Raw genomic sequence first — 11,985 nt, forward strand, 5'->3', positions numbered from 1 at the left:
TACTGTTTTTGATGAACTCAAAAGCAACCTACATCAATTTAAACCATAATACTGAGGCTATTTTTGGTATCTTTCCTTAAGTTCAACCACAACCATGGCCAAAATAGATAGAGAATACATAAAAATCCTTTGCAGCCATAGCAATTGGTCCGAAATTGGGGTGCGCAAAACATTGGAAGGTCAAATTTATAGCGGAGTTGCATCTTGGCAACGCTTTCTGAAGTTTTTGCTGTTGGCCTTGGGCGTCTCTTTCACAGTGGCTGGAATCCTATTTTTCTTTGCCTACAATTGGGCAGAACTTCACAAGTTTGCAAAGCTCGGGATAATAGAGACTCTTATTGTCCTCTTAATTTTAATCGCGGTTTTCGCCAAGACAAAACCATTGATAAAAAAAGTATTGGTTTTGGCAGCATCTATCTTGGTCGGAGTGCTATATGCGGTTTTCGGACAAGTGTATCAAACTGGAGCAGATGCTTATGATTTTTTCCTCGGATGGACCCTTTTTATCTCAATTTGGGTACTATTCTCCAATTTTGCGGCCCTTTGGGCACTTTTTGTTGCCTTACTGAATGTCACGTTCATTTTATATGCCGAGCAGCTTGCCTATGAATGGTCCGAGTTGTTTTTGACTTGCCTGCTCTTTGGTATGAACAGTCTTTTGATACTAGGCTTCATTATAATTCCGAAAGTGTTTAAAATGCCCCCTTTTCCATTGTGGTTTATACAACTCGTTGCATTGACCGCAATTGTATTTTCCACCATTGGTATTTCATCAGGTATTTTTGAGAAACCCCAGCCCTCTTTTTGGGCATTGTTTTTAATGGCGGCCCTGTTTTATGGTGTTGGCATCTGGTATGGATTAAAAACAAAAAGCCTGTTCTATCTATCCATCATTCCTTTTAGCGTAATCATTATACTTAGTGCTGCACTATTGGACTTATCAGATGAAGCGGGCATGCTATTCGCCATAGGAATTTTTATTGTGACGAGTATCACCCTATTGATTAAGATGTTATTGAATTATCAGAAGAAATGGGAAAGCTAGGGGACATTCAGCCACACTTGGAAAACATCAAATCCCTCGAAGGAGATTCCTTTACGTATGATGAACAGGCCATTCTAAAAGAATGTGAAAAAAGGAATGGGGGAAAATCGAATTTTATCATAAAAATCCTGTCTGTTTTTGGCGGCATCTTAGCTTCCATTGCCTTTTTGGGCTTTCTTTTTATTTTGGGACTGTATGAATCCGAAGTCGCAATGCTTATGGTTGGAATCGGGCTCATTGTCGTATCCTTTTTCCTCACCAAAAAGTTTGATGCGCTCATTATGGACACCATCGGCATTTCCCTTTTTATATTGGGGATGGTGCTTTTCATTGCCGGATTGTTCATTTTTGAGGTCAATGAGAACATCATAACCATTCTGGTGATGACCATAGGCTTTGGCAGTCTGTTTGTGGTTCACAATCCCATTTTGTCCTTCTTTGCATTCTTGATTATAAGTGGTGGGCTATTGACCTTGATTATTTCCAACGACATGTACAGTTTAATCCACCCATACATCATACTGCACGCCTTTGCACTGACTTATGTATTTTTAAACGAAGCGAGCCTGCTCACCTCCGATTTAAAATTAGTGAACCTATTCGACCCGCTGAGAACAGCACTGGTATTTTCCCTATCGTTAGGTCTTAGCGCCACCGTAAAAAACGACCTTCTTTTTCTATCCAAAAGTCATTTCTGGATATCATCCTTTGTGCTCATCCTAATTTTTATTTATGTAGTGACCCTATTGCTAAAAACTCTCAATGTTGAGGCCAAAAAAACCAAGCTTTGGGTATACCTCTTTAGCGTACTTACCCTGATGCCGACCTTATTTGCTCCGGCAATTCCCGGTGCTTTGCTTATGGTTTTGTTAAGCTTTAAAGTCAACTACAAAACAGGTCTGTCCATTGGTATTTTGTCCTTGGTTTACTTTGTAATTCAATATTACTATGACCTTAATTATACGCTTTTGACCAAGTCAATTATTCTATTTTCATCCGGATTGGTGTTCCTTTTGTTCTATGTTTTCCTTACCAAAAACCTAAAATCCAATGAAAAAGTATAGCAGATACATCATTTTGGCCAATCTCATTCTCTTTCTAGGGCTTTTTCATTATAGTATTGTACAAAAGGAGGACATTGTTGAAGACGGACAGCTGATTCTGATGGAACTTGCCCCCGTTGACCCCCGATCTTTGATGCAAGGGGATTATATGCGATTAAATTATGCCATTTCAGATGAGGTGATTCCCAACGAAATTCCAAAGAGGGGCTATTGTGTGGTCTCCTTGGATTTGGATGGTGTTGCGCAGCCAGGACGTTACCAAAAAGAGATTTCTCCAAAAAATGAAAACGAATACCTTATTGAGTACACTATGGGAGAGTGGAATAGGATAAAAATTGGCGCGGAATCCTTTTTTTTCCAAGAAGGCGAAGGGGAAAAATACGCAGAGGCCAAATACGGTGGCATCAAAGTGGATGAAAATGGCAACAGTGTTTTGATAGGCCTCTACGATTCCAATCGAAAAAAGATAGAATAAATCCTATTTTTGAGCATGCAAAAACTTAAGGTCTGTGAACTTTTTGCCGGTGTTGGTGGTTTTCGTTTGGGTTTGGAGAAAACGGGTCGCTACAAAGTAGTGTGGAGCAACCAATGGGAACCCTCAACCAAAATGCAACATGCTTCTCTGGTCTATGAAGCCCGGTTTGGGGCCAATAACCACTCCAATTCCAATATAGAGGAAGTTCCAACTTCTGAAATTCCAGACCATGACATATTGGTTGGTGGTTTTCCCTGTCAGGATTATTCGGTGGCCACTTCTTTAAAAAATTCCAAGGGCCTTTTAGGCAAAAAAGGGGTGCTTTGGTGGTCCATCCACCGCATTCTTTCCGAGAAGAAAAATAAACCCAAATACCTGTTTTTGGAAAACGTGGACCGACTTTTAAAATCACCCTCTACCCAGCGAGGGCGAGATTTTGCAATTATGCTCCGCAGTTTGAACGATTTGGGGTATGCCGTAGAATGGCGTGTAATCAATGCGGCCGAGTATGGAATGCCTCAGCGCCGAAGGCGCGTTTTTTTTATGGCGTTTCACAAGTCCACCAAATTGTTCAAATCCCTTAAAAAATCCAGTCCAAAGGATTGGGTTTTAGAAGATGGGGTAATTTCAACAGCTTTTGCTGTTGAGAAAAACAGTCAAAATATCGTGACTTTTGATTTAGCTAAAGATTTGGTGGCACTTTCCAATCATTTTAATGCTGAAAAGGGACTTTCACCCTTTTTGAATTCCGGAATATGTGTCAACGGAAAGGTTTCCACCTTAAAAGTAGTGCCGACTTACGATGGAAAGCGTACTGTTCTTTCTGACATTTTGGAAAACGGTTCGGCCCCGAAAAATCTTTTTATTGATGAGTCGGATGTACCAAAATGGGAATATCTCAAAGGCGCCAAAAAAGAAATCCGTAGGACCAAAGCGGGTTTTGAATACAACTATAGCGAGGGCAGTATGGTTTTCCCCGATGCGCTCGATCAACCTTCCAGAACTATTATTACTGGAGAGGGCGGTAAATCCCCTTCCCGGTTTAAGCACGTGGTCCAGACCAAAAAGGGACTGCGAAGACTTTCTCCTGTTGAATTGGAACGGTTGAACATGTTTCCGGACAATCACACGCTGTTAGAAGGTATTCCCGATGCCAAACGGGCATTTTTTATGGGAAACGCCTTGGTGGTGGGTATTGTGGAACAGATAGGTTCGGCCCTGTTCCAGAAAATATCCAAAGTTGAAAAGCAAATTCAAGGCTGACCTGTCCAAAGAACAACATTTAGCTCCTTTATTGAATCTTTATTACCAAAAGCATTTAAAACGGTACTCCTTTCAGCGTATTGTTGATTTGGAACAGCAACTTTTAGGCATAGATCTAATTCTCACGAATAAAAAAGATGGCGCAACCTATTTTGTTGATGAAAAGGCCCAGCTAGATTATATCAACGAAAGACTGCCCACCTTTGCTTTTGAGCTGTTTTATGGAAAAAACAACAAACGGAGGCAAGGTTGGTTGTTGGATACTACCAAAAAGACCCATTTTTATGCGTTGGTGACCAGCATTTTTTCGGATGAAAAAAACCTATTTACTTTTTGTAACATCACTTTTGTTAATCGGGAAAAACTGATTCAACATTTAACTGGTTTGGGGCTCCACCAAGAACGTTTTCAAGAAATCGCTATTAAACACAAGGGGCATCATGGGAAACTGGGGCTCGAAAAACTACATCCGTGGCATGAGGGCTATCTGTTCTTTTCCACCCAAAACAAGGCGGAACAGCCTATAAATCTCATCTTAAAACTGGATTATTTGATTGCGATTGGGGTGGCTAAAAGGTTAGTTTGATTCAATTCTGTTTCCCTTCGACTTCGTTCAGGGAACGATATGAAATTCCTTTTTTAAAATCATTTTTGTATCATCCGAACATGCGGAATACCATCCTCCAAATATTCTTCGCCTTGAGTTGTAAAGCCCAACTCGGTGTAGAATTTTAAGAGGTATTTCTGCGCGGAAATTTCAATAGTGGTTTTTGGAAATCGTTGGGCGATTGCTGCCAAGGAAACTTGCATGATTTGTTTTCCATACCCATATTTTCGCTGTTTTTGAGCTACTACTACTCTTCCAATACTTGCGTTTTCAAAATAATCGCCTGGTTTGAACATTCGGGTGTACGCGACAAGCTCACCATCCTTTAAGCCCAAAACATGAAGCGCTTTTTGGTCCTTGTTGTCGATATCTTGGTAAACACAATCCTGCTCCACAACAAAAATTTCACTGCGTAATCGGAGAATTTGATACAATTCTTGGGTGGAAAGTTCCTCAAATGTTTTTACAACAGCTTCCATCAATCCTGAACAATTACATGTTTGGAATCACATTTGTCAAATTCAGGTTGAATGTTAACATGATTGATTCCGTGCTTGTGATAGACGTGCTCCTCTATTTCTTCCAAAATGGCATCAAATTCTGACAATCTGATGTCCTCCGTAAAGTCAATATGGGCCTCCATGTGCACTTCATCTTCATTGAGCTGCCAAATATGTACATGGTGTACGTTCTTGACCCGGTCAATGGTGCAAATTGATTCCACAATATCTTGTATTACGATTGATTTTGGGGTAAAGAGCATAAGCACCTTGGTGGATTCCTTCAACAGATCGTACCCCATGTAGATTAGATAAAAGCCTATTAGCATGGTCAAAACCGCATCCACCCAATAAATTTGAAAGAATTTCATCAAAATACCTCCAATCAAAACCGCGACTGACGCCATCATATCCGTCAATAAATGCAGATAGGCGGATTTCATGTTCATGTTGCTCTTTGAATCTTTTTTCAACAAAAGCACACTAAAACCGTTGGCCGCAATACCCAAAATAGACAGCCAAATCACCAAACCAGATTCAATCGTTTGTGGATCAAATAGGCGTTCCACGGCTTCCTTCATCAAAAAAATAGCGACCACCACAAGGGTTGCGGCATTTACAAAAGCGGCCATAATTTCAGCGCGCTTATATCCGAAGGTTTTTAAGCTCGACGCTTTCTTTTTTCCAAAAACAGTTGCTATATAGCTTATAATCAGTGAAAGTACATCACTAAAATTGTGAAGGGCATCGGATAAAAGGGCCAAACTTCCAGAAATAAGTCCACCTATCACCTGCGACACTGTAATGGCAATGTTTAAAAAGATGGATATAAGTAGATTCCTTCCTTTTAAATCATTGTTCGCATGTGCGTGACCATGATGGTGGTGATGGTGATGGCCCATGTAATCGAATTAACTGCATGGAATTTTCTCTATTCTTCTTTCGTGCCGACCGCCTTGAAATTCAGTATTTAAAAAAGTTTCTACCATTTCCAATGCTTGGGGCAGCGCAATAAAACGGGCTGGAAGACTTAAAATGTTGGCATCATTATGTTCCCGGGCCAGTTGGGTAATCTCTTTGGTCCAACACAATGCACCACGTACTTTTTCGTGTTTGTTGATGGTCATGGTGGCACCATTTCCACTTCCGCAGATAACAATGCCCAAATCTACATTGCCTTCCTCTACATCGGTGGCCACGGGATGTACAAAGTCTGGATAATCCACACTATCGGTACCGTCGGTACCATAATTTATGACTTCAATTCCTTTTGATTTTAAAAGCCCCATAATGGCTAACTTGTAATCGGTTCCAGCGTGATCGTTTCCTATGGCTATTTTCATGATTGTTGTATTAATCCAATGGATTACAAAGGTACAATTCTTTTTTAGTGACCGTGTTGATAAAAAACAACGAATCCTTGCATAGTGTTGTAAAACAATATATTAACATTTTGCTCATTTTGTTGATCTTTTTAAGAAAACTAAGAGCAATTAAATTTTGTTATTTCTAAAAATAAATCCAGTACACAATTTTCTTAAAGTAGAGATGATATTCCTTTAAAAATTAATCAACCTATTGGGAACAAAAAATAGCGATAGTTAACATTAAATCAATATTAAGTTTTCAATAAATTCATGTTGAAAACAGTTATTAAAAATCGTTCATATAAAATCTAAAGGGTTGATTATCTTCAATATTTGAATCTGAAAAAGTGTGAACAAAAAACTTCATCTGTTCAAAGCAAGAAATAGCAAAAAAAATTATTCCACATTTCAACAGTGTATCATCATCATCATTTTTTTAAATTTTTAAAAGAAAGAAAAGATGTTATTATACTATTTGTTGATAAAACACCTCGTGATACGGATTACTTTACCTTTGTTGGTTAGTCAAGAATTATAATTTGTATTTTTCAAAAAAATAAGGACGTTAATGTCAAAGAAAAAGAAGAGGAACAGGAGTCAGCGGAAGAATGAAATAACCAAAGGCATTTTCACAGTTCTGGAAAAAGAGCCCAACCAAAGCTTTAACTACAAACAGATAGCCTCAAAGTTAGGAATAACGGATACCCAGGATAGAAATTCGCTCATCAAACGTTTAGGGCAACTTAAAGCTACGGACAGAATTGTAGAGGTGGAACGGGGCAAATACCAGAAAAAACCAAGCCTCCATACCTACTTTACAGGTAAGGTAGATATGACCACAAGCGGTAACGCTTATGTTATTGTTGAGGATGTAGATGACGATATCTTTGTCCCCTTCAATAGGATCAATAAAGCATTTCATGGGGATATGGTTGAGATTTTCTTGAAACCCAAACGAAATGGAAAACGACCTGAAGGTGAAGTTTCAAAGGTTTTGGAACGAAGAAAATCCTCTTACGTGGGGATAGTTGACAAACAAAAAACCTTTGCTTTTGTTCGGCCTACCGACCCAAAAATGTACACCGATATTTTTATTCCATTGGAAAAGCTTAAAAAGGCAAATGACGGGGATAAAGTCTTGGTACAACTTGGCGATTGGCCCGATGATGCTGATTCACCTTATGGTGAAGTACTAGAGGTACTGGGCAAACCTGGTGAACACAATACGGAGATACATTCCATTTTGGCGGAGTATGGATTGCCCTACGAGTTTCCGTACGAGGTAGAACAATTTGCAAAAACCTTGGATACCTCCATTAAAGAATCGGAGATTGCAAAACGAAGGGATATGCGAGATGTGCTCACCTTCACCATAGATCCAAAAGATGCCAAGGATTTTGATGATGCCCTTTCCTTTCAGCAATTGGAAAATGGCAATTATGAGATAGGAATTCACATAGCTGACGTATCGCATTATGTAGTTCCCGATACCATTTTGGAAGATGAGGCATTCAACAGGGCCACATCTGTTTATTTGGTGGATCGTGTGGTTCCCATGCTTCCAGAAGTGTTGTCCAACAATGCCTGCTCGCTACGACCCAATGAGGAAAAATATACGTTTTCTGCCATTTTTGAAATGGATGGGAAGGCCAAATTAATCAACCAGTGGTTTGGTAGAACTGCGATCAATTCCAACGAACGCTTTGCATATGAAGAAGCACAGCATATTATTGAAACGAAACAGGCCAACATTCCAAAAGACATTTCCATTCGAGGTGATGCCTATACGGTTTCTAATGAAATAAAGGATGCCATCCTCAAGTTTGATGAATTGGCAAAAATAATGCGAAGGGCACGGATGGATGCAGGGGCCATTTCTTTTGATAAGATTGAAGTGCGCTTTAATTTGGATGAGAATAATGAACCTGAAGGTGTTTACTTCAAAGAATCAAAAGATGCCAATAAACTTATAGAGGAGTTCATGCTATTGGCCAATCGTAAAGTCGCCGAATTTATCGGCAAACAAAAGAAAACCTTTGTTTACAGGGTACATGATGAACCTGATGAAGAGAAACTATTGGCTTTGAACGGTGTTATTTCACGTTTTGGGCATAGTATAAATCTTAGGGATAGAAAGAGCATCAACAGTTCGCTGAACCAACTTTTAGAAGATGTAAAAGGAAAGAAGGAACAGAACCTCGTGGATACCTTGGCCATACGCAGTATGAGCAAGGCCATTTATACCACGGAAAATATTGGGCACTACGGGTTGGGATTTGAATATTATACGCATTTTACCTCTCCAATTAGAAGATATCCGGATGTAATGGTACATCGTTTACTGCAGCATTATTTGGATGGTGGAAAACCACCCAAAGAGGCCCTTTATGAAGAAAAATGCAAACATTCTTCAGATATGGAACTATTGGCGGCCAATGCAGAAAGGGATTCCGTTAAATACATGCAGATCAAGTTTATGGAAGACCATAAGGATCAAGAGTTTTTGGGTGTAATTTCAGGAGTTACCGAATGGGGCATTTATGTGGAAATAATTCAGAATAAATGTGAGGGAATGGTTAGGATTCGTGATATAAAGGACGATTACTATGTTTTTGATGAACGCCAGTATGCCATAATTGGGGAGCGAAGAAAGAAGGTATACCAGTTGGGCGATGAAGTTTACGTAATGGTCAAGGATACCGATTTGGTAAAACGTCATTTGGACTTTTCGTTGATCGGTAAGAAAGAATGATACTATTTTGGAATAAAATTTGTTATTCTATTGAGAACCAAATTTTTATAGTATGAAAACCTACATAATCCTTTTGTTGAGTCTGTCGTTTCAGGTATTGATGGCTCAAGAGGAGTTTACCGTGGAGCTTCAAAAGTTTACAGAAGTAAAGGCTTTTGATGGTATTTCGGTACGTTTGATTAAATCCAAGGAAAACAAAGCGGTCATCAGCGGAGCTAACACCCATAAAGTAGCGGTTGTAAATAATGATGGTGTCTTAAAAATTAGAATGGAAGTGACCAAAATGTTCAGTGGATACCGAACGTATGTGGATTTATATCACACGGAAATCCTTAAGGTTATTGATGTGAATGAAGATGCCCGTATTTCGTCAGATGAAACCTATGTTCAGGATATTTTGGAATTGAAAGCGCAAGAAGGTGCCCTATTGGAAATCAATTGCCAAGTAGATCAGTTGTTGATCAAATCGGTTTCAGGGGGAGAGATTTTGGCGGCAGGATTTTCCAATAATCAAGATGTTATCATCAATACGGGTGGTACCTATAACGGACGAACATTTAAGACCAAATTTACCACCATTAGCGTGAATGCCGGTGGAAACGCTGAAATATACGCCACTGATTATGTAAAGGCTAATGTAAAGGCTGGTGGTGAAGTATTGGTCTACGGAGATCCAAAAAAAATGGATGAGAGTGCTGTATTTGGTGGAAAAATTAAAAGAGTGCAATAAGTGAGATGATCGATGATATACAGGCAGCCATACCGTTAGGATTTTTACTGAGCTTTATGATTGGGCCTGTTTTCTTTGTGCTATTGGAAACAAGTGCCACAAAAGGATTCAGGGCAGGGGTAAGCCTGAATATTGGAGTGATTTTAGCGGATATTGTTTTTTTGCTCATTGCCTATTTCAGTAGTTTTCAATTATTGGAAAACCTGAGCAACCAACCAGGACTCTTTGTTTTTGGGGGAATGATACTCTTGGTCTATGGCATTGTGCTCTTCGTGAAAAAGGATGGTAAAAAGGCAAGATTACGGGCAAAAAAGGGCACATACCTGACTTTAATGGTAAAAGGTTTTTTATTGAACTTCATCAATATAGGGGTGTTGGCTTTTTGGTTAGGCCTTCTCATTGTGGTAGGACCGAGTTTGGACAACCACCCTAACCGCATGATGGTTTTTTTTAGCACGGTATTGATTGTTTATTTCAGTACAGATTTGATAAAGATTCTATTGGCCAAACAACTAAAAAAGTATTTGACCAAGGAGCGAATTGTTCTTATTAAAAAAGGACTTGGAATTGTACTTATAATGTGTGGTATTGTATTGATTACCAAAGGATTTCTTCCAAAGGATGAGTTCAACATAAAAAGGGGAATACAACGAATAGAACACATGAACCCATAAAAAAACCCAACAGATTTGTTGGGTTGCAGAGGCATCGAGCGGATTCGAACCGCTGTACAAGCTTTTGCAGAGCTGTGCCTAGCCACTCGGCCACGATGCCATTTTGGAGTGCAAAGGTACTACTTTTTTTAGGTTACCCAAACGATTATTTGGGCCTTTTAAACTCTAAAAAAACGGTAACACTTTCCACATCACCCCCTATGGGTGGATTGATTTTTGAAACTTGAACAGCTACTTTGGTAACCTCAATTATTTCCCTGAAAATACGGTCTATGATTCGTTTTGCAACGTGTTCCAAAAGGTTGGAACGTATGGCCATTTCCTCTTTTACAATATTGTTTAAATGAACATAATCTACAGTTTCACTGAGTTTATCCGATGCCGCAGGAAGGGAAAGATCAGTAGAAATTTCCAAATCTACCCTATAATCACTCCCAATGAGCATTTCCTCTTTTAAACATCCGTGATTGGAATGTATCCTGATGTTGTTTACCCTAATTTTTCCCACACCATTGTATTAAGCAGCGCAAAAATAGGGTAAAACCAACAAAATCAATACATACATCTACAGTTGCTTATGCCTTGGAACAAATCCATACCAACAGTAACCACATGGGTTCCTGTACTGTATCCCAAAATTTCATTGGTGATGACTTGGTAGGAGTACCCAAAATAGAAGTTGTTTTTCTTCAATCCAGCGATGGGGGCAATGTATAACGGTTTACCCAATTGGTCGTTCAAGAAACGATAGGTGGCCCCGATGTAATAGTAATCTTCAAAATCGTGAAAACGGAATTTAGCGTTCAAATCGGTAACGGAGCGCCCATCACTTTCAAACCATTGAAAGAAAACAGAAGGCTCCAACTCCAATTTGCTGTTTTTGTTCTTGGAAATGCTATATCCGGTATAGACATAATAATTTCTTAGGGTATTTGGCTCAAAAACGGGATTGAACTGCTCCAAATTCTTGTTCAAAATGTTGGATGCGTTCAAACTGAAATAGAATTTGTTATAGCGATACAGAACTCCCAGATCAAAATTATGGTTGGTAGTAGCCTTGTCATCAGTAGGAAGCTGTCCGTTATTTTCCCTAAAGTTTTCTACATCAATTCTAAACTGGTTGAAGTTATAGGATATACCGAAAGATAAAAAGATATCATCATACCGGTCTATGGTCAAATGGTGGGCAAAGGAAACCCGCGCCCCCCTTTGTTTGGTTTCACCGTTACTATCATTATACAGTAGCATTCCCAACCCAGAACGATTCCCAATTCGGGCATCTGCGGCCAAAGTCTGGGTATCTGGGGCATCTTCTATCCCAACCCACTGCGTTAACCCATTTAAACGAACCTTTATGTGGTCCCCAATTCCGGCATAGGTTGGTGACATGATAAAGGGGTTATCAGCAATATATTGTGAAAGCTGGGGTATGGTCAACTCCTGCCCTTTGGCCATAAAGGCCAAGAGAAAAAATAAGACGGAGTAATATGCTCTTTTAAACATTGTGG

The 11,985-nt window shown here is 39.4% G+C and carries 13 protein-coding genes and 1 tRNA gene; 8 read left to right on the forward strand and 6 right to left on the reverse strand.

The window, feature by feature from the left end:
• Positions 1-94 precede the first annotated feature (94 nt).
• The 5 genes from AB1A65_RS04040 to AB1A65_RS04060 are packed head-to-tail and all read left to right on the forward strand — an operon-like array spanning position 95 to position 4,433.
• Positions 95-1,045, forward strand: a complete 951-nt coding sequence (locus tag AB1A65_RS04040; protein ID WP_366585884.1) for a DUF2157 domain-containing protein — start codon at positions 95-97, stop codon at positions 1,043-1,045.
• The gene (locus AB1A65_RS04045) at positions 1,033-2,109 is read left to right on the forward strand and encodes a DUF4401 domain-containing protein (RefSeq protein ID WP_366585886.1); all 1,077 of its coding nucleotides are present in this window, start codon (positions 1,033-1,035) and stop codon (positions 2,107-2,109) included. Before AB1A65_RS04040 ends, AB1A65_RS04045 begins: the two co-directional genes overlap by 13 nt.
• Positions 2,096-2,584 (forward strand): GDYXXLXY domain-containing protein, encoded by a 489-nt coding sequence (locus tag AB1A65_RS04050; protein ID WP_366585888.1) that lies wholly within the window; start codon positions 2,096-2,098, stop codon positions 2,582-2,584. Before AB1A65_RS04045 ends, AB1A65_RS04050 begins: the two co-directional genes overlap by 14 nt.
• Positions 2,585-2,599: 15 nt before the next feature.
• On the forward strand, positions 2,600-3,847 hold the full coding sequence (dcm, locus tag AB1A65_RS04055; protein ID WP_366585890.1) for a DNA (cytosine-5-)-methyltransferase: 1,248 nt from the start codon (positions 2,600-2,602) through the stop codon (positions 3,845-3,847).
• Positions 3,825-4,433 (forward strand): hypothetical protein, encoded by a 609-nt coding sequence (locus tag AB1A65_RS04060; protein ID WP_366585892.1) that lies wholly within the window; start codon positions 3,825-3,827, stop codon positions 4,431-4,433. The genes dcm and AB1A65_RS04060 overlap by 23 nt, the downstream gene beginning before the upstream one ends.
• Positions 4,434-4,492: 59 nt before the next feature.
• Here AB1A65_RS04060 and AB1A65_RS04065 read toward each other — a convergent pair whose 3' ends face one another.
• The 3 genes from AB1A65_RS04065 to AB1A65_RS04075 are packed head-to-tail and all read right to left on the reverse strand — an operon-like array spanning position 4,493 to position 6,297.
• Entirely contained in the window at positions 4,493-4,933 is a 441-nt protein-coding gene (locus AB1A65_RS04065) for a GNAT family N-acetyltransferase (protein ID WP_366585894.1), read from the reverse strand.
• Positions 4,933-5,856, reverse strand: a complete 924-nt coding sequence (locus tag AB1A65_RS04070; RefSeq protein ID WP_366585896.1) for a cation diffusion facilitator family transporter — start codon at positions 5,854-5,856, stop codon at positions 4,933-4,935. Before AB1A65_RS04070 ends, AB1A65_RS04065 begins: the two co-directional genes overlap by 1 nt.
• Positions 5,857-5,865: 9 nt before the next feature.
• Complete coding sequence (locus AB1A65_RS04075) at positions 5,866-6,297, reverse strand: RpiB/LacA/LacB family sugar-phosphate isomerase (protein ID WP_366585898.1); 432 nt, start codon at positions 6,295-6,297, stop codon at positions 5,866-5,868.
• A gap of 592 nt (positions 6,298-6,889) precedes the next feature.
• Between AB1A65_RS04075 and rnr the strand changes: the two genes are divergently transcribed.
• From rnr to AB1A65_RS04090, 3 genes are read left to right on the forward strand one after another with little or no spacing between them, the layout of a single operon-like run.
• Entirely contained in the window at positions 6,890-9,073 is a 2,184-nt protein-coding gene (gene rnr / locus AB1A65_RS04080; RefSeq protein WP_366585900.1) for a ribonuclease R, read from the forward strand.
• A gap of 52 nt (positions 9,074-9,125) precedes the next feature.
• Positions 9,126-9,803: a head GIN domain-containing protein gene (locus tag AB1A65_RS04085; RefSeq protein WP_366585902.1), complete on the forward strand. Its 678-nt coding sequence runs from the start codon at positions 9,126-9,128 to the stop codon at positions 9,801-9,803.
• Positions 9,804-9,808: 5 nt separating this feature from the next.
• Positions 9,809-10,477 carry a LysE family transporter gene (locus AB1A65_RS04090; RefSeq protein WP_366585904.1) on the forward strand — a complete coding sequence of 223 codons (669 nt, stop codon included), beginning with the start codon at positions 9,809-9,811 and terminating at the stop codon, positions 10,475-10,477.
• A 29-nt stretch (positions 10,478-10,506) separates the two neighbouring features.
• Here AB1A65_RS04090 and AB1A65_RS04095 read toward each other — a convergent pair.
• The 3 genes from AB1A65_RS04095 to AB1A65_RS04105 all read right to left on the reverse strand — a co-directional run bounded on the left by AB1A65_RS04095 (position 10,507) and on the right by AB1A65_RS04105 (position 11,980).
• A tRNA-Cys gene (locus AB1A65_RS04095) sits at positions 10,507-10,577 on the reverse strand.
• 45 nt (positions 10,578-10,622) lie between these two features.
• A complete protein-coding gene (gene folB, locus AB1A65_RS04100) occupies positions 10,623-10,985 on the reverse strand; it encodes a dihydroneopterin aldolase (protein WP_366585906.1) in 363 nt (120 codons plus the stop codon).
• Between the two features lie 44 nt (positions 10,986-11,029).
• Positions 11,030-11,980, reverse strand: coding sequence for a type IX secretion system membrane protein PorP/SprF (locus AB1A65_RS04105; protein ID WP_366585908.1), 951 nt, complete (start codon positions 11,978-11,980; stop codon positions 11,030-11,032).
• Positions 11,981-11,985 lie beyond the last annotated feature (5 nt).

It is taken from the genome of Allomuricauda sp. ANG21, from assembly GCF_040705235.1.
GTDB classification, from domain to species: Bacteria; Bacteroidota; Bacteroidia; order Flavobacteriales; family Flavobacteriaceae; genus Flagellimonas; species Flagellimonas marina.

Bases quoted from the DNA above. Each gene is read 5' to 3' on its own strand.
- AB1A65_RS04040 (WP_366585884.1), top strand. From the start codon at position 95: ATGGCCAAAATAGATAGAGAATACATAAAAATCCTTTGCAGCCATAGC.
- AB1A65_RS04045 (WP_366585886.1), top strand. From the start codon at position 1,033: ATGGGAAAGCTAGGGGACATTCAGCCACACTTGGAAAACATCAAATCC.
- AB1A65_RS04050 (WP_366585888.1), top strand. From the start codon at position 2,096: ATGAAAAAGTATAGCAGATACATCATTTTGGCCAATCTCATTCTCTTT.
- dcm (WP_366585890.1), top strand. From the start codon at position 2,600: ATGCAAAAACTTAAGGTCTGTGAACTTTTTGCCGGTGTTGGTGGTTTT.
- AB1A65_RS04065 (WP_366585894.1), bottom strand. From the start codon at position 4,933: ATGGAAGCTGTTGTAAAAACATTTGAGGAACTTTCCACCCAAGAATTG.
- AB1A65_RS04070 (WP_366585896.1), bottom strand. From the start codon at position 5,856: ATGGGCCATCACCATCACCACCATCATGGTCACGCACATGCGAACAAT.
- AB1A65_RS04075 (WP_366585898.1), bottom strand. From the start codon at position 6,297: ATGAAAATAGCCATAGGAAACGATCACGCTGGAACCGATTACAAGTTA.
- rnr (WP_366585900.1), top strand. From the start codon at position 6,890: ATGTCAAAGAAAAAGAAGAGGAACAGGAGTCAGCGGAAGAATGAAATA.
- AB1A65_RS04085 (WP_366585902.1), top strand. From the start codon at position 9,126: ATGAAAACCTACATAATCCTTTTGTTGAGTCTGTCGTTTCAGGTATTG.
- AB1A65_RS04090 (WP_366585904.1), top strand. From the start codon at position 9,809: ATGATCGATGATATACAGGCAGCCATACCGTTAGGATTTTTACTGAGC.
- AB1A65_RS04105 (WP_366585908.1), bottom strand. From the start codon at position 11,980: ATGTTTAAAAGAGCATATTACTCCGTCTTATTTTTTCTCTTGGCCTTT.